At 45.9% G+C, this 23,299-nt stretch carries 20 protein-coding genes; 8 read left to right on the top strand and 12 right to left on the bottom strand.

The genetic code is table 11. The features are described from left to right. Window positions 1–4,106, bottom strand: a 4,106-nt coding sequence (locus tag OU793_RS14590) for a retention module-containing protein (protein ID WP_274647787.1), incomplete at its 3' end; no start/stop codon positions are given. 867 nt (window positions 4,107–4,973) lie between these two features. On the opposite strand from OU793_RS14590, the gene OU793_RS14585 reads away from it, so the two are divergent. Beyond that, window positions 4,974–5,225 carry a YgjV family protein gene (locus OU793_RS14585; protein WP_005454365.1) on the top strand — a complete coding sequence of 84 codons (252 nt, stop codon included), beginning with the start codon at window positions 4,974–4,976 and terminating at the stop codon, window positions 5,223–5,225. Between the two features lie 65 nt (window positions 5,226–5,290). On the opposite strand, the gene OU793_RS14580 is transcribed toward OU793_RS14585, so the two are convergent. Both OU793_RS14580 and OU793_RS14575 read right to left on the bottom strand, forming a co-directional pair. Further along, the gene (locus OU793_RS14580; protein WP_005482124.1) at window positions 5,291–5,572 is read right to left on the bottom strand and encodes a DUF2218 domain-containing protein; all 282 of its coding nucleotides are present in this window, start codon (window positions 5,570–5,572) and stop codon (window positions 5,291–5,293) included. Between the two features lie 59 nt (window positions 5,573–5,631). Continuing rightward, complete coding sequence (locus OU793_RS14575; RefSeq protein WP_140103088.1) at window positions 5,632–7,638, bottom strand: TonB-dependent siderophore receptor; 2,007 nt, start codon at window positions 7,636–7,638, stop codon at window positions 5,632–5,634. Window positions 7,639–7,754: 116 nt separating this feature from the next. Between OU793_RS14575 and OU793_RS14570 the strand changes: the two genes are divergently transcribed. Beyond that, window positions 7,755–8,741, top strand: coding sequence for a helix-turn-helix domain-containing protein (locus OU793_RS14570; protein WP_170926599.1), 987 nt, complete (start codon window positions 7,755–7,757; stop codon window positions 8,739–8,741). A 208-nt stretch (window positions 8,742–8,949) separates the two neighbouring features. Further along, window positions 8,950–9,336, top strand: coding sequence for a Cu(I)-responsive transcriptional regulator (cueR, locus tag OU793_RS14565; protein ID WP_140103089.1), 387 nt, complete (start codon window positions 8,950–8,952; stop codon window positions 9,334–9,336). A 47-nt stretch (window positions 9,337–9,383) separates the two neighbouring features. On the opposite strand, the gene vctC is transcribed toward cueR, so the two are convergent. The 6 genes from vctC to OU793_RS14535 all read right to left on the bottom strand — a co-directional run bounded on the left by vctC (window position 9,384) and on the right by OU793_RS14535 (window position 15,078). Further along, window positions 9,384–10,139 (bottom strand): iron chelate ABC transporter ATP-binding protein VctC, encoded by a 756-nt coding sequence (gene vctC / locus OU793_RS14560; RefSeq protein ID WP_023624399.1) that lies wholly within the window; start codon window positions 10,137–10,139, stop codon window positions 9,384–9,386. Between the two features lie 2 nt (window positions 10,140–10,141). Continuing rightward, the gene (gene vctG, locus OU793_RS14555; protein ID WP_023584867.1) at window positions 10,142–11,092 is read right to left on the bottom strand and encodes an iron chelate uptake ABC transporter permease subunit VctG; all 951 of its coding nucleotides are present in this window, start codon (window positions 11,090–11,092) and stop codon (window positions 10,142–10,144) included. After that, a complete protein-coding gene (gene vctD / locus OU793_RS14550) occupies window positions 11,085–12,020 on the bottom strand; it encodes an iron chelate uptake ABC transporter permease subunit VctD (protein ID WP_159404318.1) in 936 nt (311 codons plus the stop codon). Before vctD ends, vctG begins: the two co-directional genes overlap by 8 nt. Window positions 12,021–12,042: 22 nt before the next feature. Continuing rightward, the gene (locus OU793_RS14545; RefSeq protein ID WP_005487329.1) at window positions 12,043–12,951 is read right to left on the bottom strand and encodes a siderophore ABC transporter substrate-binding protein; all 909 of its coding nucleotides are present in this window, start codon (window positions 12,949–12,951) and stop codon (window positions 12,043–12,045) included. 163 nt (window positions 12,952–13,114) lie between these two features. After that, entirely contained in the window at window positions 13,115–13,795 is a 681-nt protein-coding gene (locus tag OU793_RS14540; RefSeq protein ID WP_069550128.1) for a Crp/Fnr family transcriptional regulator, read from the bottom strand. 239 nt (window positions 13,796–14,034) lie between these two features. After that, window positions 14,035–15,078 carry a Preprotein translocase subunit SecY gene (locus tag OU793_RS14535; protein ID WP_140103091.1) on the bottom strand — a complete coding sequence of 348 codons (1,044 nt, stop codon included), beginning with the start codon at window positions 15,076–15,078 and terminating at the stop codon, window positions 14,035–14,037. Between the two features lie 379 nt (window positions 15,079–15,457). On the opposite strand from OU793_RS14535, the gene OU793_RS14530 reads away from it, so the two are divergent. After that, entirely contained in the window at window positions 15,458–15,919 is a 462-nt protein-coding gene (locus OU793_RS14530; RefSeq protein ID WP_159404317.1) for a hypothetical protein, read from the top strand. Between the two features lie 90 nt (window positions 15,920–16,009). Beyond that, a complete protein-coding gene (locus OU793_RS14525) occupies window positions 16,010–16,483 on the top strand; it encodes a copper chaperone PCu(A)C (RefSeq protein WP_005483350.1) in 474 nt (157 codons plus the stop codon). A gap of 106 nt (window positions 16,484–16,589) precedes the next feature. On the opposite strand, the gene yegD is transcribed toward OU793_RS14525, so the two are convergent. The 3 genes from yegD to OU793_RS14510 form a co-directional block, all read right to left on the bottom strand. Continuing rightward, the gene (yegD, locus tag OU793_RS14520; RefSeq protein ID WP_025520356.1) at window positions 16,590–17,942 is read right to left on the bottom strand and encodes a molecular chaperone; all 1,353 of its coding nucleotides are present in this window, start codon (window positions 17,940–17,942) and stop codon (window positions 16,590–16,592) included. Between the two features lie 84 nt (window positions 17,943–18,026). After that, window positions 18,027–18,653, bottom strand: coding sequence for a hypothetical protein (locus tag OU793_RS14515; RefSeq protein ID WP_025637449.1), 627 nt, complete (start codon window positions 18,651–18,653; stop codon window positions 18,027–18,029). 330 nt (window positions 18,654–18,983) lie between these two features. After that, window positions 18,984–19,304, bottom strand: a complete 321-nt coding sequence (locus OU793_RS14510) for a DOPA 4,5-dioxygenase family protein (protein WP_005455725.1) — start codon at window positions 19,302–19,304, stop codon at window positions 18,984–18,986. Between the two features lie 685 nt (window positions 19,305–19,989). On the opposite strand from OU793_RS14510, the gene pdhA reads away from it, so the two are divergent. From pdhA to OU793_RS14495, 3 genes are read left to right on the top strand one after another with little or no spacing between them, the layout of a single operon-like run. After that, the gene (pdhA, locus tag OU793_RS14505; RefSeq protein WP_005483380.1) at window positions 19,990–21,084 is read left to right on the top strand and encodes a pyruvate dehydrogenase (acetyl-transferring) E1 component subunit alpha; all 1,095 of its coding nucleotides are present in this window, start codon (window positions 19,990–19,992) and stop codon (window positions 21,082–21,084) included. Further along, entirely contained in the window at window positions 21,077–22,060 is a 984-nt protein-coding gene (locus OU793_RS14500; RefSeq protein ID WP_031428989.1) for an alpha-ketoacid dehydrogenase subunit beta, read from the top strand. The genes pdhA and OU793_RS14500 overlap by 8 nt, the downstream gene beginning before the upstream one ends. Beyond that, the gene (locus tag OU793_RS14495) at window positions 22,057–23,211 is read left to right on the top strand and encodes a dihydrolipoamide acetyltransferase family protein (protein ID WP_193237394.1); all 1,155 of its coding nucleotides are present in this window, start codon (window positions 22,057–22,059) and stop codon (window positions 23,209–23,211) included. The genes OU793_RS14500 and OU793_RS14495 overlap by 4 nt, the downstream gene beginning before the upstream one ends. Window positions 23,212–23,299: the final 88 nt, after the last annotated feature.

Genomic DNA, 23,299 nt, shown 5'->3' with positions numbered 1-23,299 from the left:
ACGCCCGATAAATCGTCTTCATCAACCATAATGGCATCGACGTTTGTGATGGTCGGTTGGTCATCGACGATGGTCACTGGGATCACCGCTGAGCTGGTGTCACCATCAAAATCGGTTGCAATAATCGGGAAGTTCAGCGTTAGATCGTCACTACCATTGGCATGGTCGATAGGGCCTTCTAGCGTAAAGTTATAAGAGCCATCAACGTTCACTACCAAAGTAAATACTGGATTGCCATTTGCTGTTGCAGTGTAGGTGAAGCTGCCATCGGCATTCGCTGTTTCAACCAAATCAACAACTTCACCATGTGACGTCAGCCCTGCAACAGGATCGGCAGAAGAATCCAATTGATAACTAACGACACCATCAGAACCTTGCGTTGTTGCAAATTGGCCGTTGATAGAAATTGCATCATTTTGGTCTGAGCCAATCCCCGTCAAGTCATCTTCATCAACTTGAATTGCATCCACATTTGTGATGACTGGTTTATCATCGACGATAGTCACTGGGATGGTGGCAGAAGTTGTATCGCCATCAAAGTCAGTCGCAATAATTGGGAAGTTCAGCGTTAGCTCATCGCTATTAATAGCGTGATCGATTGGGCCTTCCAGTGTGAAGTTATAACTGCCATCCGATTTCACTTCCAACGTAAAGACAGGGTTGCCATCTGCGGTCGCAACGTAGTTGAAGCTGCCATCAGGATTTGCAGTCTCTATCAACGCCACTGGATTGCCTTGCGAGGTGAGCCCTGCAACCACATCTACAGAGGTATCTAACTGGTAACTCACCACGCGGTCAGAACCTTGCGTTGTCGTGAACTGCCCATCAATCGAAAGTGAATCATTTTGGTCCGAACCGATGTTCGCTAAGTCGTCTTCATCAACACTGATGGCTTCAACATTTGTGATAGTCGGTTGGTCATCGGTAATCGTGACAGGAATAACGGCGGAAGTCGTGTCTCCATCAAAATCGGTCACTGTGATCGGGAAGTTGAGCGTTAAGCTGTCGATGTTTGCTGCGTGGTCAATCGCGCCTTCAAGTGTAAAGTTGTAGCTGCCGTCGGGATTGACGGTTAATGTGAAAACCGGATTTGTCCCTGCTGTTGCCGTATAGGTGAAGCTGCCATTAGAATTAGCCGTTTCTGTCATTGTGACAGCTACGCCTTGTGAGGTTAATCCATCAACAAGTGTCGCATTCGAGTCAAGCTGGTAACTCACAACTCTGTCTGCACCTTCAGTGGTCGTAAACTGGCCATCAATTGAAACTGAGTCGTTTTGGTCAGAACCGATACCAGCCAGATCGTCTTCATCAACACTGATCGCTTCAAAATCCGTTACAACTGGCAATGAGTCAACGATCGTGACTGGCAACGTAATTTTGCTCGTGTCACCATCAAAATCCGTCGCGATGATGGAAAAGTCCAACGTTAAGGTGTCACTATTTGGAGCATGATCAACAGCCCCTTGCAGTTCAAACGAGTAACTCCCGTCACTGTTTACCTGTAACGTAAATACCGGATTGCCGTTTGCCGTCGCCGTGTAGGTAAAGCTACCGTCGGCATTACTGACTTCAGCCAACGTGATAACTTGACCGTTGGAGGTCAAACCGTTTAGCGGGTCTGAACCTGTTTCAAGCTGGTACTGAACCACACCATCTGAGCCTTGTGTGGTCGTGAACTGCCCTTCAACCAACAGTGCGTTTGATTGTCCACCATTCGTAATTAAGTCATTTTCATCTACAGTGAGAGGCTCGACATTCTCAATCGTAGGAACGTCATCTTGAATGGTGACAGGCAAAACCATGGTGCTGGTATCGCCATCAAAATCCGTCGCTGTAATAGGGAAACTCAGTGTTAACGCATCACTACCACTAGCGTGATCGATTGTGCCTTCTAATGTAAAGTTGTATGAACCATCAACATTCACCACTAGCGTAAATACTGAGTTGCCGTTTGCTGTCGCGGTGTAAGTGAAGCTGCCGTCGGCATTTGCGGTTTCTACCAGCTCAACGGCTTCACCATGTGAAGTCAAGCCATCAATTGGATTGGTCGATGCGTCGAGTTGATAACTCACCACTCGATCGGAGCCTTCTGTCGTGGTGAACTTGCCGTCAACCGAAACAGAATCATTTTGATCCGAACCGATGCTCGCAAGGTCGTCTTCATCCACCGTTAAAGCTTCCACACCATCAATAGAAGGCGCATCATCTTTAACTTCTATAACGATTTCTGCGGCTTTGGCATCGTTCGAACCGAGCGTCAAAGAAGAGCGGTCACCGTCGGCATCAACGGCGTAAACTGGAATGGTGAACGTTAACGATTCGTCGTTTACGCCAGTATGATCCAGCTGTTCATAGAGGTTGAACTGATATTCGCCTTGAGACGGTGAGTCGATACTGATGTCGAATACCGTAATGCGCACACCATCAAGCTCAATGTAGCCTTCGTAAGTACGAACGCCATTGACATCAGAAGTGAGTTCAAGAAGTACAGTTTGCCCTTGCGATTGCAACTCGCCAGAGACATTAAATTCCGTTGGTTCTACTTCGAAGTGATCAATAATATCGCTGCCTGCGGCTGCAGAAATTGATCCGGTACCGCTAGTAATCGCGATGCCCTGTAGAGAACCTTGCTCGACGCCAGACTCATCCAAAGACAAGCTTGTGACATTGTTAATGACTGGGTTATCGCCATCAGCAATTGTAATCACAAAGGTATTGCTGACCGTATCTTGGTCGAAATCCACGATCGTCGTTGGAAGGGAAAGCGCTATCGTATCGCTATCATTCGTCTGCTCAAGCGGTTTGAACTGTTCAAATTGGTACGTGCCGTCGGTGTTTAACGTGATGCTTAATACCACCTCTCCCGTACCAGCTACGGTTAACGTGATGTTACTGCCATCTTCAGACAAGGTCGCAACCGTCGCTTGGTTATCAGTTAACAAACCATCAAATTGCGACAAACTTTCCTGATTAAAAGTGACTGAAGCCAACTGGTCACTGCCAATTTCGACAAACGTCCCCGTAATTGGCGTCGATGAAGATTCTTCATTCTCAAACGAGATGTCTTGCGGCGCTGGATTATCACCATCGATAATCGTCGTGACAAAATCAATTGGCGTACGAATGCTATTACCACCAATATCAGTACCCGTCATCTCAAACTCAATACTGATGCGGTCACCAACAATCGACACCTGCCCGTCATCTACAGACGCAACATGGTCAATGCCTTGGCTTATGGTGGTCGTCACCTCCAACTCTATATCACGAACTAGCGAAGTCGCTTCAATTTCAATACGTAGGACTTCATTGCCATCTTGGACACCAATGATGGCATTTTGCGCTTCGTCGTATGAGAACTCGACAGCTTTACCACCAGATTGAATATCGGTGTTCAACTCTGCCAGTAGCGACTCTAGTGAAGCAGCAGATGGGACAAATGAGCTAGGGTCAAGCGGGAGATCCCCCGCCTCAACGGAGATGCTGGTTGCAGTAGATTGAGGATAAGTCGTAAGGGAAATCGAACCTTCGGTTACTTCCGATTCAAGAGATTGTCCACCATCAGCAAAAATGGTGACATTGATGTCATCGGTTTCTTCGCGATCTTGCACGCCAGTGCGTGCTGCAGAGGTTTCGAAAAACGTCGAGGCAAGCATTTCTGGGTTGTTGTATTCAACCGTCACATAGCCAGCATTTGCCGAGCCAGACGCATCGCCACCAGCGGCCGTTGCTTCAAGAATTGCCGTCGGGTCGGCACCTTCCAAAATCGCTTGTTGGATAGCAGCAACATCATTTGCGTCAAAATTAGCACTATCAATCGCCGTCGGGTCGAAAGCAATTTGACCATCAACCGGGGTTTGAACCAAAGTTTCCGGTTGTTCTGATGAAGGCTCAGGAAGACACGCGACACAGTTTTGGTCGACAAGATAGAGCTCGTTATTGATTAGAACATCCAAAGACGCATTGTTTTCTGTGACAATGACATCCCCTGTATTTAACGCATCTCCGGCGCTTACCACTCGGATCTTACCTGTAAGATCCAATACCAAAACTTCCCCTTTGACAGCATTTACAATCGCGTTTTGCGGCACGGTTTGCGTACTCATCTGACCTCCGCTAATGGCCAACGTTTCCCATTAACCTATTGCATAGTTTTTAGTTGAATATATGTGGTGTTTTGCACATCGTTGGTTGATTAAACTAACTATCAACTCATTAAACAATCGACTTATTGCGTTCCACATCCCAAAACAAGTGAAAGTTACTATCTGTCACAAAAATGGGACACATATCCTAGCGGCGCAATATCAATTAATCATATGAAATGCGTCACTTATTTCTAAACAAGTGTAGTCGGTCTGATAAAAAACGGAGTTATCAAAGTCACTTAACTAAAAGCGATACTGCCAGTTGCGATCAAAAGCGGTAAAAACGCAAACAAAATACTGTAGCGACTTGAGCGAGTTGACAACTTTATTAGTAAAGGAGAAGAAAAGAACGTCACAATTAGATACTGAACGAGATAAATAGGTTGGAAAAACAGGGCTAACATCATGTGTAAAGCCATGTGCAAACCTACACACCATGAATTAGGTTTTGTCCGAAGCGCAACAGCGCATAAAACAACCAAACTAGCAGAAAAATACATCATAAAAACGACACAAATAAAAATAATTCTCATTTGTAATATTAGGACAATATGCCCATATATTCAACTGCGTTTGAGCTATCAATCCCATCGTTATTATCAATCAACATAATAAGTAAAGTTATCAGTAATTTTCTCCCTAAACGTTTGCGTAATCGCTAACCTTCTCTTAACCTTGATTTGAGGCTTTCATCACGGTTTTTCCATTGATATAGTACGGCCAATACAAAAATAAAGACCATTCGAGGCATGGAGCTTCCTCGCTAATCTCAAGATGAGAAGAATTGGTACCGACAAATTCGGCAGATTTAAAGAGGGTCAAATAATGGAAATGAATATGGTTGAGATTTTAGGCTACGCAGCTTCAATCATGGTCGCAATTTCGCTAACTATGAAAGATATTGTTAAGCTTCGTATCCTTAACTTTATCGGCTGTGCACTGTTCACTGCTTACGGACTGATGATTGATTCGTGGCCAGTAGTGCTAACAAACGGCTTTATTGCATGTGTTAACGTGTACTTCCTAGCTAAAATGCAGCAGGAAAAAAAAAGCCTAGAGCCTGAAAAAGCCCAATAAAACTCGTATTTTGAAAAGCCCGCAAGTCATACACTGCGGGCTTTTTTATTGTCTAAATTTCGTTTTTATCGAATCCAATCAAGCTCGAGCGTCTCTCTACGTGAAAACATTTCGACATGCGATTCGATAATGCCCTTCACTTGCTCCAACTGCTTTTCAGAATCCGCTTCACACGCAATAATGAGGCACAGCCCATTCAAACTGAATTCTGCCTTTCCAGCAGGGAATGTTACCAAGCCACTTTGTTCATCCCACGTTGCAGGCACTTTACGTGCGAAATGTCGGCATAGTGTCACTAAGTATTTGCTCGCGTGTTCACTTTCAATCTGGGTCGTTTCTTTGATCATATTGTCACTTTGCTTATTCGTGTAAAAAGGCTCTCTCTCGAGAGCCTTATGAGTAGGTTTTAGAATTGGTAAGCCGCTGAAAGCTTGAAGTTACGACCTGGTTCGTAATCATCTAGCGTGAAGCCGCGTACCGTGCCCGAACGTGACGCATGTGATGTGTAAACCTCATCGAAGATATTATCGATACCGAACGTTACCGATAAGCCATCAACGTTTGACGGCACCCACTGAGCGTACAGATTATGCACATCGTAGCTATCTTTAGCAGGCTGGCCATCAAACACATTGTCTTCTTCAAGTACAAACATGGATGTCCAACCAAAGATGGTTTCTAGCGAATCAGATTGGTAATCCAGCGTTAACGCAATGCTGTCACCCATGTCGATACTGCGACCATTTCCACCTGCAACTGGGCCGCCAGTGTTCTTGTTTTTGGTATCAGACTGCGAGTAAGAAAGCTTACTGTTGAATTTGTCATACCCGTAGGACGCACTGGCTTCAAAGCCTTTGATCTCAACGTCACCAATGTTGTAAATCAGGTAGGTTTGAGTCGCATCTTGGTATTTATCAGCAATGTAATCATCAATATTTGTTTGGAAAACCGTCACATTGGCACCGAAGAAGTGTTTATCTAACGTCTTGTTGAAACGCAGACCACCTTGGGTGTTTTGGCCCGTTTCCGCCTTCATGCCTTCATCGAGGTACGTAACATCTTGATACGCGATGAACGTTTCCATCAACTCTGGGCCCTTAAACAGGGAACGCGAGCTCGCAAACAGTGTCCAGTCTTGTGTCACCGCCCACTCTGCAGCCAATGCCCAAGTCACGTCATCAAAATTGCTTGTACCTGTTTCCGCTTTACGTTTGTAATCATCAAAACGCAGACCCGCAGTAATAAAGAAGGCATCCGAAAAGAAGAACTGATCTTCAACAAACAGCGCCGTTGAAACTGCCGATTCATCCATAAACTTGCTGCTGCCGTAGTAACTAGATGACGTCTTATCCATGTAGTCAAAGCCATAAGTCACTCGGTTATCAAACTGAGCGAGAGCAAAATCCGATTGGAATTTCGCATTTAAGCCAAGGTTTTGGTTCTTAGCCGTGTTCTTTGACAAGCGGTTCGAAGGCCAACGCGGTGCCATAACCGTTTCATCACGTTTGATTTCAGTTTCGGTGTTGTAAAGCGTCACGTTACCTTGGTGCTGCTCGCCTCTTAGCTCGTAACTGAGCGTGACGGTATCGCGATCATAATCCGTTGGGATCAGCAACTTGCTCGACAAGCCATTGTTTGCGCTACCAGCCATATCAGGGCGCGGACTGTAATCGCCGCTGTCACGGTACATATCGTAGGAAAGTTCGAAGCGGTGAATGTCATTAAACTCGTAGCCAAGCTTCGCAAGAATGTTGTAAACGTCCCCTGCCGAGCCGAACGTCTTATCACCGTTTCCATCTTTGAAATCGTCACGCGTCACATAGTGGCCATAAACCATTGCATCTACGTTTTCGGACAGCAAACCGTATAATGTTAATGAGCCTTGTTGGTTGTCGTTAGATGCAAAACCACCGTATACACGCGCGCCAAAAGTTTCATCGTAACGAAGCAAATCGCGTGCATCTTTGGTTTCAAAATACACCGAACCACCCAACCCATTTTGCGTCACTGAGTTGTTACCCACTTGGATATCTGCCGACTTTAGAATATCGGGGTTCAGCGTCAAGTTACCGATGTGGTGGAACATACTCGCGTGTTGTGACGCGCCATCCAGACGGATATCCAAGTCAGTCTCACCCAAGCCGCGAATCGTGATGCGTTGGTTGACTGAGTGAGTGCCGCCCACATCAACGCCCGGAATATCACGCAGTAGATCCGACATATGATCGGCCTGCTTTAATGACATATCGTCCGCGAACATCGATTCGGTATTGCTGGAAACTTTCGTTCCCCATACTACGACTTCTTCGAAATGAGAGTCAGATTCTTGAGCTAAAACGGGATTTGCCAAGGCCATTCCCACTGCAAGGCAAAGGCTTGAAAGCTTGATTGATGAGCAAGCTGGGCTTTCCATAAGTATATTCCTAAATATTAATGATAATAATTCTCAGGTATAATGAGCAGGTGTTTTATAAATACAAAGGCGATTCAGTTATGCGAAATCGCACAAGTGTTATGAGGAAACGTCAAATGCAGGAAGTCACCGCCAAACGAACTAAACTTGGCAAAATAGCTATGACCCAAAAACTGGAAGCCACGGAAAAACAGTTTATTGTAACGCAAGGACAACCATGCCAGACCCAACTGGCTGAAGGGAAGTTTTTGTCTTATCAGTACAATGACCAGATTTTTGTGCATGGCGGGCGCTGCATTGAATTGGTTGACTCCAATATCGTCTCTACCGCGCACGCTTCGTTGTTGATCACCATTCTTCTCGAAGGAAAACTCTCTTTCGGCTACGACGATTTACAGTTCGATCTCGATGCCAGTGATACACCTCAAGGCGTGGTGGTGAATCTCATTCATCCTGCTAACTTTCGTCGTTCGCTTATTGAAAACAATCAGATCAACAAGATTAATATTCTTGTAAAGCCGCAATGGTTAGAGTCCCGCTCGGAAGAATCGTGTTGCAGTACTGCTTTCTTTGAAACGCACCAAGCCTTTTACCACCTAGAGCTTAATCAGGCGTTAACTGAACTTGCCACCGAACTCACCAACCGGGATACACCGCATAGTTTCCAAGACAAGCTCGAAATCGAAAGTTTGATTTATCAAATTCTGTTTCACGCAACACAACAAATGCCACAGGATTTTTGCCCTCAAAACACCAACAGTTACCGAGATAAAATCACCGAACGTCATAGTGATTCACGCGTGGAAAACATTGTCAGCTATATCGAAACGCACCTTGAACAAGAGTTGAGCCTCGAACACATTGCAGAGGTGTTCTCCATGAGTGTGTCTAACCTACAACGCCGCTTTAAACAGTCACTCAATATGACAGTGAATGGTTATATTCGTTATCGTCGTCTTGAGATCGCAAGAGTACATTTGGAGCGTGGTTTAGTGTCGATCACTGAAGCCGCGTACGAAGCGGGCTATCACCATCCTTCTAATTTCACTAATGCGTTTAAAAAAGTGTTCGGTGTGCCGCCCCATGAGATCGTAAAAGAGTGACGGGAACGCTCAACAATGCGTCTATCCAGACTACTTAGGTACTTTGGGGGTATATATCGTCAGCGACATGGGTATATACTCGCGTTAAACATCAAGCCAATGCCATCAGGTTGCAAATCAAACGCTGCGTAGAAACCAATATGTTTAACGCGCTGATACACAACGACAATTAACGGCATCGGCGTTATCTCGAATGTGGAGGTTAAACATGAATATTGGCGCTGTCGCGAAGCTAACTGAACTGTCATCAAAGTCGATTCGTTTGTATGAAGACAAAGGGATCATCTCTCCACCAGCACGCAGTGATTCTGGCTATCGCGAGTATTCGGATAATCATATTCAAGAACTTAACTTAGTTTCACGAGCAAAAAACGCAGGATTTTCACTTCAAGAATGTAAAGAGTTCGTCCAGCTTGCGCATAATCCAAACCGTAAGAGCAGCGAAGTGAAAGAAAGAACGATGGATAAACTGCGCGAAGTAGAAGAGAAAATTGCTCACCTGATGGAAATCAAAAAACAGTTGGAAGGTTGGGTATCGGCTTGTCCTGGCGATGCAAAAAGTCGCTGCCCAATCATAGACGAGCTCACTAAGTAAGCTCGCCTATCTATTGCAGTTCGTTAAAGGCAACAAGTTGGTTCAGATTAATGGTAAGTGCACATGCGCTTGCCATTTAACTCAATGATGTTAAATGGCGTTTCGTAGATGTCTTCCAATGTTGTTGCCTTAATCACCTCTTCAACCGCGCCACTTGCCACCACTTTGCCTTGTTTAAGCGCCAGAATGACATCGGAATAGCACGCCGCGAAGTTGATATCGTGAATCACAACCACCATTGCTTTGTTCATGTCATGAGCAAGCCTTTGAATCACCTTCATGATCTGCAATGAATGCTTGATATCCAAGTTGTTCAGCGGTTCATCTAAGAAAACGTAGTCCGTATCCTGAGCAATCACCATGGCGATAAACGCCAACTGGCGCTGACCACCACTCAACTCATCCAAGTATTTATCTTGAATGTCTTGCAGGTCTAAGTAATCAATGGCTTGTGCAATGACAGCATGATCGTCTTTGGTAAGATTGCCTTTTGAATAAGGGAAGCGACCAAAAGAGACCAGTTCTTTCACGGTAAATCGCATCGTGATTGAGTTCGCTTGGCGAAGCACAGCAAGCCTTTTCGCCAGCTCTTTAGTATCCCACTCAGCGATCTCTTTACAGTCGATGATGACGCTACCACCGTCTCGCTCTGTTAGGCGAGAAGCCATCGAGAGTAAGGTACTCTTGCCAGCTCCATTTGGGCCAATGATTGACGTCACTTTACCTTTTTCGAACTGAGTATCCGCGCTATCAACGACTTTACTCGAACCAAATGCTTTGGTTAGTTTCTCTATGACTATCATGTTTATACGACTTTGTTTTTCAACAGCAGATACAAGAAATAAATGCCGCCAAGGAAGTTAATGACCACGCTTAGCGTTGTCTCAAAATTAAATACGTTTTCAATGATCCACTGCCCTGAAAGCAAGGAGCTAATGGCCAACAGTGAACAGCCTATCAACAATGTTTTATGTTGATAGGAATGAAACATCTCGCGGCTCAAGTTGGTCACAAGCAAACCAAAGAACATAATTGGGCCAACCAAAGCGGTAGAAATTGCAATCAAAACCGCAGAAAGGATGAAGACGTTGCGCGTCACTTTCGGCACATCAACACCCAAGCTTTTCGCGTTGTCTTGATCTAACCAGAACACATCCAATGTGCGATGCATACGAAACAGCAACCAGCAAGCCAATATCAACATAGGCGCACTGAAGTACACGAGATTAACCTTTACGTTGTTAAAGCTTGCATACAGTTTGGACTGCACGAAAGCGAACGTATTGGGATCCATCAATAGCGAAAAGAAAGACGCAATGTTAGAAAAGAGCTGCCCAAATATCAAACCGACCAGCAATAAGGTGATCAAATTTCGGCTGCCTTTGGAGAAATAGAAACCAAACAAAAGCAGTGAAAACGCCACCATGATGCATGCCGCGATGGTGAAGTTGACGTAGATATTCAACACTAATGTGCTCAACCCACCAAACAACAATACGATCAACACTTGCGTTAACACGTACAAAGCATCAAAGCCCATAATGCTTGGCGTCAATATCCGGTTATGCGTAATGGTTTGAAACACCATAGATGACTGAGCAATCGCCACGCCAGCTAATACAATCGCCAACACTTTGGGTACGCGTCGCGAAAGAAAGTACTGGTAGTTGTCTGCGTTCAAGCCAATGCCGATAAACAAAAAGGCAAACACCAGAGCGATAACACCAAGCAAAACGATTTTGGTTGAATCACGCATGCTGCTTACCTCTTAGCAACATCGCAATGAATACCACGCCACCTAAAATGCTGATCACAATAGAAATTGGCATTTCATGAGGGAAGATGATCAAACGACTCACCAAATCACAGCCGAGAACCAATATGGCACCATACATGGCGGTTAAAGGAATGTTCTTCTTCAGGTTATCACCGTAAAAATGACTGACGAGGTTCGGCACAATAAGGCCAAGAAACGGCAACTGACCAACTATCATCACCACACTTGCGGACATGATGGACACCAACAGCACGCCAATAGTAACCACTTGCTGATAGTTCAAACCCAAGTTCACGGCAAAGTCTTTACCAATACCGACCGCAGAGATTCTTGCGGCAAACAAATAACTGAGAATCACCATCGGAACCGCAATGTAAAGCAGTTCAAAATCCCCCCGCAAAATGTTGGCGAAGTTCGCGACCGACCAAGCACTCAAGCTTTGGAGCGCATCGTACTTGTAGGCGATGAACGTGGTCATCGATTCAATAACGTTACCGAAAATAATCCCGACAAGGGGTACAAACACCACACTTTTGAATTGGATACGTTGGATGAAATACACAAACGTGAGCGTTCCGAGCACGGAGATACCAAACACCAACCAAAGATGATCACCATCGCCAAAGAATACCACACTCATTACGTAGCCCAACATGGCACACTCGATTGTCCCCGTGGTCGAAGGCGCGGCAAAACGGTTTTGACTGATCTGCTGCATCACAAGGCCAGCGATACTAAGCCCTGCCCCAGCAAGCAAAATCGCGAACAAACGAGGAATACGGCTAGTAAAGAAAAGCTCTAACGCTTTTGCATCGCCTGAAAACAATTGTTGGGGCGTCATATCAGCCACCCCAACAAACAACGAAACCGTGCTTAAAACCACAAGGGTTAGCAATAACTTTCTCAAAGTTAACCTCTGCTAGCGGGGCTTAAAGATCGACGGTGTTTTTGATCTCGTTGACCATTTTTTCTGTCGCAGTCACGCCTGACATAGCCAAGTACCACGCATCTACATCCAAGAACGTAATTTTTTGGTTCTTGTATGCCGTCGTCGCTTTCACCAAATCATTGTCCATCGACTTACGAAGGTCTTGGCTCGGCTTCGCATGCAGCGAGTTACGGTCGATCACCAAAATGTTTTTCGGATCAGCTTCACGGATAAACTCGTAAGAAATCACGTCACCGTGTGTACCAGTCTTGATGTTTTTTACCGTTTCAATGAAACCAAAGTCATTGTAAATCGCACCGAAGCGGGACTTCGCACCAAAGGCACTGATGTTGTCACCGATGCTCAAAATCGTTAGTGCATCGTTATTGTTCGTTTGGTTGTAGTCGCGAATCGCTTTAAATTGAGCATCCAATGTTTCAATCTTTTGCTCGACTTTGTCTTCAATATTGAAGATTTTGCCAATGTTACGCCATTGAGCCTGCGTGCCTTCCCAATAGCCTTCGCCTTCTTTAGCTGCAAACACAACCGTTGGGGCAATTTCACTTAGCTCTTCATATTTCGCAGAGCCACGCGGGCCAACCAAGATCAGATCTGGTTTTTGCATATAAATAGCTTCAAAGTCAGGCTCAAACAAACTGCCTGCAGATGTGTAATTCTCTTTGCTGTACTTAGAAAGGTAGCTCGGAAGATGAGATGCGTTTGACACAGCTACAGGGTCAATCCCGAAGTTATCCAACGCATCTAAAGGACCAAAACCAATCACAACCACGCGCTTAGGTGATTGTTCTAGCTCGGTTTTTCCCATGTAATGGTCAATAACAACGTTAGCAGCAAAAGATGGAGAAATGGTTAGCAGCGAGAAAACAGCCGCACTGACGAGTTTTTTCATTTTGTTGAGCCTTAATGAGATCTATTATCATGCGCGTTCGCAATATAGCGTTACTCTCAAAAGCATTCAACAAGATTTATACGACTTTACATTCATTACAGTGATTTTAGATTAAACCATTTCAAGCACTTATGAATGACAATCATTACAATCCCGAATTGAATTATTCGTGCGAATCGATGAACGCTTTTAGCGCCATTTCATCAAGAATCGCTAAGCCATTGTCGGTTTTTGCAATGAGTCCTTTATCGATAAGATCTTTGACCGCACGTCGATAAACTCGGCCTGACGTACCAAATCGTTCCGCCTCTCGGTTCACTTTGTCAAAGCCACCAAGCAGCGTATCCGTCTGATTACGGACGAGAAGATCATAGGCAATGTTGTAAGTGATGGGATGCAGCAAACGGTTAGTATAGATATCCATTGAGTCCTGATAGTCTTCTGCCAGTGCAGAGGCAAAAAACACCATCATCTCAGGGTGCTGCTGTAGTGCTTCGGTCAGTTTTTGAATGCAAATGACATCGACTTGCATGTGCTCATCAGCCACCACATTCCACTGGCAAGGGGTTTGAGTAAAGTACTCCATTTCGCCATAAATGTGGTAATCGCAGTTCGCCTCCCCTAGTTGGAAACGTCGCCCATTGGCGGCCAAAATGCTCATAGAAACACGTCCAACAGGCACGATATACAGGTACTGAAGTTGCTCGCCTTGGCGCAAAATGGCTTCGCCGGCATCAAAATAACGAGTGTTTACTTGGCACTGATAGATGAGATCACGAAACGCGGCACTTTTCTGTTCTAGATAGTTTTTGAAGCGACCAGTCGGATAAGGGCTGATTTTCATGCGTTTTTCTCTGCGCTAGGAAGGATGCGAATCCGGACAAATGAGCAACTCAAAGACTAAACCAGTTTGCTTGTTCATCCAGACAATTACTATTGATAACAATCTCAGATGGATTGTACCCCTTCCATTAAGACGATGAAACCAAGTAAATTATCACCTACTGAAATAGGTGCTTTAGGGCTGAAAATAAAAAAAGAGCGTCCATCGACGCTCTTTAATAGTTTACTGAGTCTAGACCATTAAGCGGCTTCGGCTTGACCTATCCAATGGTAATGGTGGTTGGCTTTTTTACCCACTAGCCCAAGCTCTGCCAGCTCTTCGAAGACTTTGTCTACCTCTTCCGCGGAAAGTCTAAATTGCTTCGCTACCGCTTTTTTCGTACACGTGATTTGATGAGTTTTAAGGGCATCGCTCACCTGTTCTAGTAGTGTTTTTGGCTCTTCCGGTTCTTCAACTTTTTGCTCAATGGCGGGTTCATCTTCATCCTTAATGTGTGGAAGATAACCCGCTGGTTCTGGTTCAATATCGCGAATTGATGCCACAGTCATGCCTGCATAGCGACGGTAATAATGACGGAAACGTTGTTCTTCACCAATCAAACCAACAAAAAACGCCGCAAAGAAATCGAGCAGGATGGATAAGAACACCACCAGCCATAACTGAGCTTGTTGCGATGTCGTACCGAACGCATTTGCAAGGCTATCGATCAGACCGATGACCGAGCCTTGTGTCACCGGAGGCAAGCTGTCTCGCTCCATCGCCAATCTCTGCTGCTCTTCGCGCAGGGTTTTGTTTTGCTCTTGAATTCGCGTCACCCCCGTTGCGATGCGCTCCATCTCGATGTACTTCCGCGCCGCGATGTTGTTCAGCTCGATCTGTTTATCGATAGACGCAATCTGGCGGTTAAACGCTTCGATTTTTGCTTGCTCGACAGAAATATGGCTTTGTGCGCTGTTAGTCGCGCTGTTGATGCCGCCGATACTGCCGCCAATAGAGATAGCGGCAAGCACAGAGTAAAACACCAAGGCCGTAATTGCCCCACCGTAATTTCTGTGGGCGCGACGCTCGCCGTATTCATACCACGCATAAAATTTGCCAGCTTCAAAGATGATGGCCAAACCACCAAACAGCGCCTGCATCATTGGGTTGTCGTCAATTGATAAAAACAGCAATAGAGAAAAAATCGTCGACGCTAAAATAGCGGCGCCTGTGAATGTATAAACACTCACCATCGCGAATCGACCTTTAGGGTATCGAAATTCGATCTGTTGTTCGTATTTCATTGGAGAAATTTCTTAAGATGACGCCCCTCTTGCCACAGCAAGAAACGCTCAGGAATACACAAAGGAGCGAGAGAATACCGTATCCTTTATTAAATTACTGTCATAATTCCGTTAACGTAAAACAAGTGTAGAATCAGTGTTCAGTTTGATCTTTTATCCCTCAAATTTTGCACACTAACTCGCCAGTCCATTTTCGCTATCGCCCGTCGTTAATGGTCTTGGGTTCACGATTCACCTGTTTTTTCCTTTTGCACATTTTCGCGCGGTGGGTAATGCACACAAATAAAATACACTTGCATCACTTTTTGGAAATCTTGCAGTTACATTTTTAAGGTTATTTGTTAGTATCCTGCGCCGAATCAGTCAGATATCAAATCGTATGGAAACCACTCAAATACAACCTAGGAAACAACGCGTCGCCGCTATTGCGGTTATTTTCGCGGTACTGTTTCAGCTGTATTTGGCCTCCACTGCGGCGCTCAATCCCACGCAAGTGCACAATAAAAGCTGGCTTAACAAAGTTCAGAATGAAAAGGTGTTGCTCTGTACCGCTGAAGGTTTTAAGTGGGTCGACATCAATACACTCATCGCTGCAAACGCTCAACCGTCTTCCGAATTTATTGATAACTTGAAGCTACACGACGGTTTCCAGTTTGAATGTCCACTGCTGCAAGCCGTGCAATTTTTTTTGCTTGTCTCGGTTGGGCTTTATCTTGCTACCATTCAGTGGTTACGCCGCGTTAAACACGCGCTCACGCCCTACCATTTTGCTCAATGCGGCAGATTGGTTTACCAGCATATCGCACCAAAGCAATCCCCTCCTTGTGTTTTTCCTGCCTAATGGTTCTTTAAGAACCCAGGCTCACAATAATAACAAATATCCCATTGAGCATTTGCTCGGGAAGTCATTCTATTTAAAAGGAAAATACACATGCTTAAACAAATGAAAATCGCCACTTTGTCACTTATCGCTCTCATTGCTAGTCCTATGAGCCTTGCTCACGATTACGAAGCCGGAAAAATTCACATCGATCATCCTTGGAGTCGTGAAGCGCCACCAAATGCCCCTGTTATTGGCGGATTCTTTCAGCTGACCAACCATGGGGATACAGAAGACGCGTTGATCGCAGCAGAAAGCCCAATCGCTGGCCGTGTGGAGATCCACACTCACACGAACGAAGACGGTGTAATGAAGATGATTAAAATCGATGAAGTGCGTGTAGCGGCACACGAAACCGTGGTATTTAAGCCAGGCAGCTTCCACTTAATGATCTTCAACCCAACGCAAACATTGCAAGAAGGCGATCGCTTCCCAATGACGCTGACGTTCAAAAACGCAGGCAAAATCGATGTTGAAATGGCGGTGGAAAAGAAAGGTCATATGGAAAAACACATGCACCACTAAGCTCCTTTCATTTCATGCAAAAGAGCCCGGTCATACTGCCGGGCTCTTTTATTAGAAAAAGGTTCTATTTAATGCGTGACATCAGTAACTCGCTCAGAACTAAAGATCACTTAAAGCAAACGTCCGCCCAGCGTGCCAAGCCTGCGGTTACCGAACCAAAATAGTTACCGCTGACGACAGGAATATTTGGCAACACGGTTTGTACCGCGTCACGTAAAATCGGCGAACGAGCGGAACCACCAGTCATAAAGATCGCATCCGGTTTTATGCCTGCTTGCTCAACAGCTTCTGTTACCAGCGCCGTCATCTTGTTCTTTGGTGATTCAATCGCTTCAATCATCTCATCACGCTGAACATCCACTTCAATCAGCTCCGACAATAAGTTGATGCCAGTACGGTAAGCCGTTTGATCAGAGAGTGCCACCTTCGCTTCTTCTGCACGGCGGACAATGTTGTAGCCTAATGATTCGTGATAAACCTCTAGCAAGCGCGCTAGTTTTTCTGGCTCTTGTGCCTGTTTCTTCAACAATTTTAACGCCGCTAAATTCTCACGTGAGTAGAAGTCGTTTTGCGCTTCAACGTTATTGATAGCAATCGGATTCCAAAACTGAGTCGTCGGCATCACAATGCCCGATTCCATCTTGCTTTCCATCCCAAACGGGAACATCAACTGTTTGAAAGCCAACGCAATATCCAGATCGTTACCACCGACACGCTGGCCACTGTGTGCCAATAAGCTTGCCGTCCTGTCTGCTTTTCTTCGCCAAGATGGCCCCATCTGAATCAAAGAACAGTCGGTTGTACCACCACCGATATCCACCACCAAAATCAGTTTGTCTTCGCTAAGCGTCGCTTCGTATTCCAGTCCAGCGGCTACTGGCTCAAACTGAAATTCTATATTTTTAAAACCGGCACGTTTGGCAGCGCGAAGCAAAATATTCTCCGCTTGAATGTTCGCCGTTTCTCCACCACGACCATGAAAGTTGATTGGGCGACCAATCACCGCATCCGTAATGCTTTGCTGAGCATGGTTTTCTGCCTGAGCTTTGATGTTGTCCATCATGGCGCAAACCAGATCTTCAAAGAAGCTCAGCTGAACATCACGCAAGCCAGATGCACCAAGAAACGACTTTGGTGACTTCACGTAATAGATATCGCGTGGGTCTTCTAAATAGCGGTTCAACGCTGCCTGACCAAACGCGATGTCTTCTGGCTCCAGCTCGATGCTCTCTTCTCGGTTCAAGTTGATTGCGCGGCGCAGTACCTGCTCTCCAACTTGATCAAACGGTTTGATGTCACGGTGACGAAACAAATGCTCAGACACAGACTCACGAGTCGGAGCTGCTAGGGTGGAAGGAATGAACGGGCTATCCCCTTCAAGATTTAGCAAAACAGGCTCGCCTGATTCCATTTTTGCCACTGAACAGTTTGCAGTGCCATAGTCAAAGCCAATATACATGAGTCCTCCCACTGACGAAAAAAGGTCGGCAATGCTAACTCAATGGCACATGAATTACTACTCAAACGGTAGAGCGATTCTCGCTTATTCGCTTTCGGACGTTTCTTTTTTCATGGCAGGTAACACGACGGCTAACAATAACGCTAATAAAAGAAAAGCAGGCGTGAGTTTCAATCCTTGCCAAATTGAGTACGTGTCGTGAAACAGCCAAAAAATTCCTATCGTTAACAAGTAAGCAAAATAGCTGCTGAACACTAAACTCATGGCGACAAAACGCGTGCGATTGATGATAAGGATTCGCACTAAATATTGGCTGAGTAAACTCGCGCAATGCATCGCCAGTTGCCAGTTAATGATAAAAAAAGCCAGAGAAACAAATCCAGCTACCAGCATGGCGTCGTGCGTACTAACAATAAAGTAGCTGCCGAAACGGCTCATCATAACAGGATAATTGCCTTCGTAGACGATGGACCAAGAGATCGCATTCGCCACTGCAATATAATTGGCAAAATAGGCAATAGCATAGAAAGTCGTGCGGGAACTAAAAGGTTGAAATACGTCCGCACAATAGCCGCGCCATTCTTCTTGATTAGCGGTGGGGCCAACCCAACTGCGTTTGTGATCTGGGAGTCGCTCGGCAAATGCAGGGCCATTTCGAAACAGCAGCCAGAAAATGTACAGCGCCAATGCAATCAACAGTATCGTCAACATACTCCCCCCTTGGAATGTCTGTGCCACTGCCGTTGCTATTGAGGTCGTAAACTGCACTTCCCTAATTGTCATCGCTAACGTTACACATCGGTTAACGCGTATTTAAGCCTTTCTAAGCGATTAGAATTGCGATGATTTTTCTATCTTATATGTTTACTCAGCGAGTAATGTTAGTTTTAGAAACGAGCACGCTAACGGTTTTAAACGCGCGAAGGCACACCTTTAGGTCTAGCACACTACGGGATGGATTGCAGGGAAGGAAATAGGAAGAGAGGGAACGCGCCCAAATGATATCGACGTCATACGTCTATACCATTTGGGCAAAAATCGTTAATTCTCTAGCTTTTCTTCGAAAACACCTAGTTCGCGACCTAACCAAATCGCGCTCTCTGTGTGATCACGCAATTCTCTTTCGCTGACCGGGTGAATAAGCACAGAAAAATCCCCACGAATGGTATCTAACCAAGCCAAAAACTCTTCACTGATCGACTCAAGGTGCATTTCAAACATCGGCATCTTGTGCGGACCGACTAATCTGTCGACCAATGGATACACGCGCAACACATCTTGACGCTCTTGGCGGATGATCTCATTCAGAGCTTGTGCTTTTTCCAATTGTTGCAAAGGAAAGTAAACGTGAACGTGGTACATAACTTCTCCAATCTGAATTCTAAGTGTTGCACTCCCCCGTCATTCAAAACCTGTGTAGTCATCTAGACACTGAGCCACACTAGGTTCGAATTAACGCCGCTTAGGCACGTTGGAATCCAAACTTCTTCAATTGACTGCCACCCTACCTTGATTCCGTCTGATTGGGAAGAAGTTATCTTTCTGCAACAAATAAATCTACGACACTCAAATACTTTAGCTTTGTTTGTCAAATTTCACAGCCCAATTTTGTTGCAATTTTGTAACAAATAAAAGTGATTAAATTCAGCCTTTGAAATGAATAATAAAAAAAACCAGTATTTTACTCTGCAAAAATGGGGTGTAAGCAAAACTTTACTGATGGATTAAAGTCGAATTAAAGCGCGATTTAACATTTTGTTTACACTTACTGTATCTGGTTATACCAAGATTGAATCAGAGGGTTGGGCCAAGTGAATAGCAGTCAACACGAGGTCTTGCGTTTTAAAACAATGTGTTTTTCAAACAAGCAGCGGTGTGAGAGACCAATCGTTTAAAGGACAAATAGATGCCTCAAACGCTCGATGACATTCGCAACCCTAGGTATGGCCTTTTGCGCTGATATCAAAGACTGAGTACCCATACAGACTTTGGTTTAATAATGAACAGCTGCAGTCCAAAAGACCCGCAGCGTCAAAAGGAGCTTGAGATGAACGTTCAGGCGTTACCCATGCATCGGTTTATCGACCATGATGGGAACCTAGTCGGCCAACTACCCAACTGGGCTGACATTGAAACTTTGGTCGGGTTTTACCGCGACATGGTATTAACTCGCACCTACGATCAGAAAGCCGTTGCGTTGCAACGAACAGGTAAGCTAGGTACCTACCCTTCACACCTTGGCTCAGAAGCCATTGGTATAGCGGTAGGACGGGCATTAAAAACCGATGACGTCTTTGTCCCTTATTATCGCGATATGCCTGCGATGTGGTGTCGTGGCATTGGTATGGAAAAAAACCTTCAATATTGGGGCGGCGATGAGCGCGGCAGTGACTTCGCGCCAGAAGGCAGCCCAATCCCAAGCCGAGACTTGCCATTTTGTGTTCCAATCGCAACACAATGTACACATGCGGTCGGCGTTGCTTCTGCGTTGAAAATTCAAGGCAACCATGAAGCGGCACTGGTCATGTGTGGCGACGGTGGGACATCCAAAGGAGATTTTCTCGAATCCATCAACTGCGCAGGGACATGGAACATTCCGTTGGTTTTCGTGGTGAATAACAACCAATGGGCGATTTCTGTACCACGCAGTTTGCAATGCGCGGCGGAGTTTCTTTCTGAAAAAGCAAAAGGCGCTGGCATTCCAGGGATTACCGTCGATGGCAACGACGTTGTTGCTATGTATGACGCTACCATGACCGCATTAGAGCGAGCACGAAAAGGCAAAGGGGCGACACTGATCGAAGCGGTAAGTTATCGTCTGAGTGACCACACCACCGCCGACGATGCGACGCGTTATCGTAATGCAGATGACGTGCAAACCGCATGGCAATTCGAGCCCGTGAGCCGACTAAAAACCTTTTTGATCAATCAAGGTGCTTGGAGCGATGAACAAGAGCAACAATGGCAAAGCGACTGTAAGGAACAAGTCGAACTCGCGGTTGAACGCTACCTAAACTTGCCTCAACAAGCGCCTGAAACTGGATTCGATTACCTCTACGAATCGCTTCCTCAAGAGCTTCACGCTCAACGCGATGAATTGATCAATAAAGCAATGCGAATGCAAGGAGGCAAACATGGCTGAACTTACGTTAGTTGAAGCAGTAAACCTCGCTCTGCATCATGAAATGGAACACGATCCAAACGTCGTCGTACTTGGCGAAGACGTGGGTGATAACGGCGGCGTATTCCGCGCAACCGTCGGGCTCAAACAAAAGTATGGACTAAAACGCGTCATCGATACTCCGCTTGCAGAAGCCTTAATCGGCGGCGTTGCAGTGGGCATGGCAACTCAAGGTTTACGCCCTGTTGCAGAATTTCAGTTCCAAGGTTTCGTCTTCCCGGCTATGGAGCACCTAATGTGTCACGCGGCCAGAATGCGTAACCGTACTCGCGGACGCCTCACTTGTCCGGCTGTATTCCGCGCGCCTTTTGGTGGCGGCATTCACGCGCCGGAACACCACTCAGAAAGCATTGAAGCACTGTTTGCACATACCGCAGGCTTTAAAGTGGTGATTCCATCTTCCCCTCAGCGTGCTTACGGTTTGCTGCTTGCTGCCATTCGCAGTAACGATCCAGTGATGTTCTTTGAACCCAAACGCATCTATCGCACCGTTAAATCCGAAGTGATTGATAGCGGGGAAGCATTGCCACTAGACACTTGTTTTACGCTGCGCAAAGGCCGAGATATTACGCTCGTGACATGGGGAGCATGTGTAGTTGAATCTCTCCAAGCTGCGCAAACCCTATCAAGCCAAGGGATCGAAGTCGAAGTTATTGATCTGGCAAGTATTAAGCCGATTGATACCGCGACGATTTTCCGTTCACTAGAGAAAACCGGACGCCTGCTGGTTGTACATGAAGCCAGTAAAACGTGTGGTGTGGGTTCTGAGCTGCTGGCTCGAACCGCCGAGCACGCGATGTGCTTGCTAAAAGCGCCACCTAAACGAGTCACAGGTATGGATACCATTATGCCTTATTACCGTAACGAAGATTATTTCATGGTTCAGGAAGAAGACATTGTGATCGCAGCGCGCGAGCTCGTGGAGGATTGGAAATGAAGACGTTTAACTTACCCGATCTCGGCGAAGGTCTCGCTGAGTCAGAAATTGTAAAATGGCATGTCAATGTGGACGACATGGTCAAACTCGACCAAGTGATCCTCACTGTTGAGACGGCGAAAGCAACCGTAGACGTTCCTGCTCCGTACGCAGGCAGAATTGTCAGCCGCCATGGTGAAGAAGGCGACGTTATTAATATTGGCGCCCTACTTCTAGAAATCGACGAAAGTGGCGCAGAAAACACTGTCTCTGCGGAAAAACGACAAACCGCCGATGCCGCAACCGTTGTTGGCACCGTATCTCACCAATCTCACAACGTAAATGTTGATGATTTTTGGGTGGGCGGCAGCCACAACAAATCGGCAGACAAACTCATCACCGCTTTACCTTCCGCGCGTTTGCTAGCGAAAAAGCTAGGCGTAGATTTGAAAACGATGGTCGGTAGCGGACCAAGCGGTTTGATCGTCGATGCCGATGTTTACGAAGAAGCAGGCAAACAAGTTCCTGGAACTGAAGTGCTCAAAGGAGCGCGCCGTACGATGGTCTCGACCATGGCAGAATCACATCAAAACGTCGCAGCGGTGACCATTACCGAAGAAGCGTTATTGGAAGATTGGTTGCCAAACGAGGACATCAGCATTCGTCTGGTACAAGCTATCGTTTCCGCTTGCCAACAAGAGCCAGCTCTCAACGCTTGGTTCGATGCCGAAACCATGACGCGCTGTGTTCATCCTACCGTCAATCTTGGCGTAGCGGTGGATAGCCGTCACGGACTGTATGTCCCCGTGCTTCGCCACGCGGATGAGTATGAACCGCAAGACGTTCGTCGCTGGCTCGATCAAACCGTCAAAGGCATCCGAGACAGAAAGATCAGCCGAGAAGACTTACAACACGCAACCATTACTTTATCCAACTTTGGGGCCATTGGCGGCATTTTCGCAACACCAGTGGTTTCGCCACCGCAAGTCGCGATTGTCGGTGCAGGACGAATTGTGGATCGAGTCGTGATCCGTAACGGTCAAGCCGTGGCCGTAAAAGCAATGCCGCTGTCCATTACCTTTGACCACAGAGCTTGCACCGGCGGTGAAGCCGCGCGCTTTACCAAGGTGCTTGCAGAACATCTGCAAAGGCCAAGTGTAACTAAGTCATAACGACATAAGGCTTCCTAAATGGAAGCCTTTTTTCTGCTTTACGCGCTAATTCAAACCCACCAACCGAACAGATAAAATCATCACTAAC

It is taken from the genome of Vibrio sp. VP6, from assembly GCF_028823755.1.
GTDB lineage: Bacteria > Pseudomonadota > Gammaproteobacteria > Enterobacterales > Vibrionaceae > Vibrio > Vibrio parahaemolyticus.
Note: the sequence above shows the minus strand (reverse complement) of the source record. Positions and strands in the feature narration are given on the sequence as shown.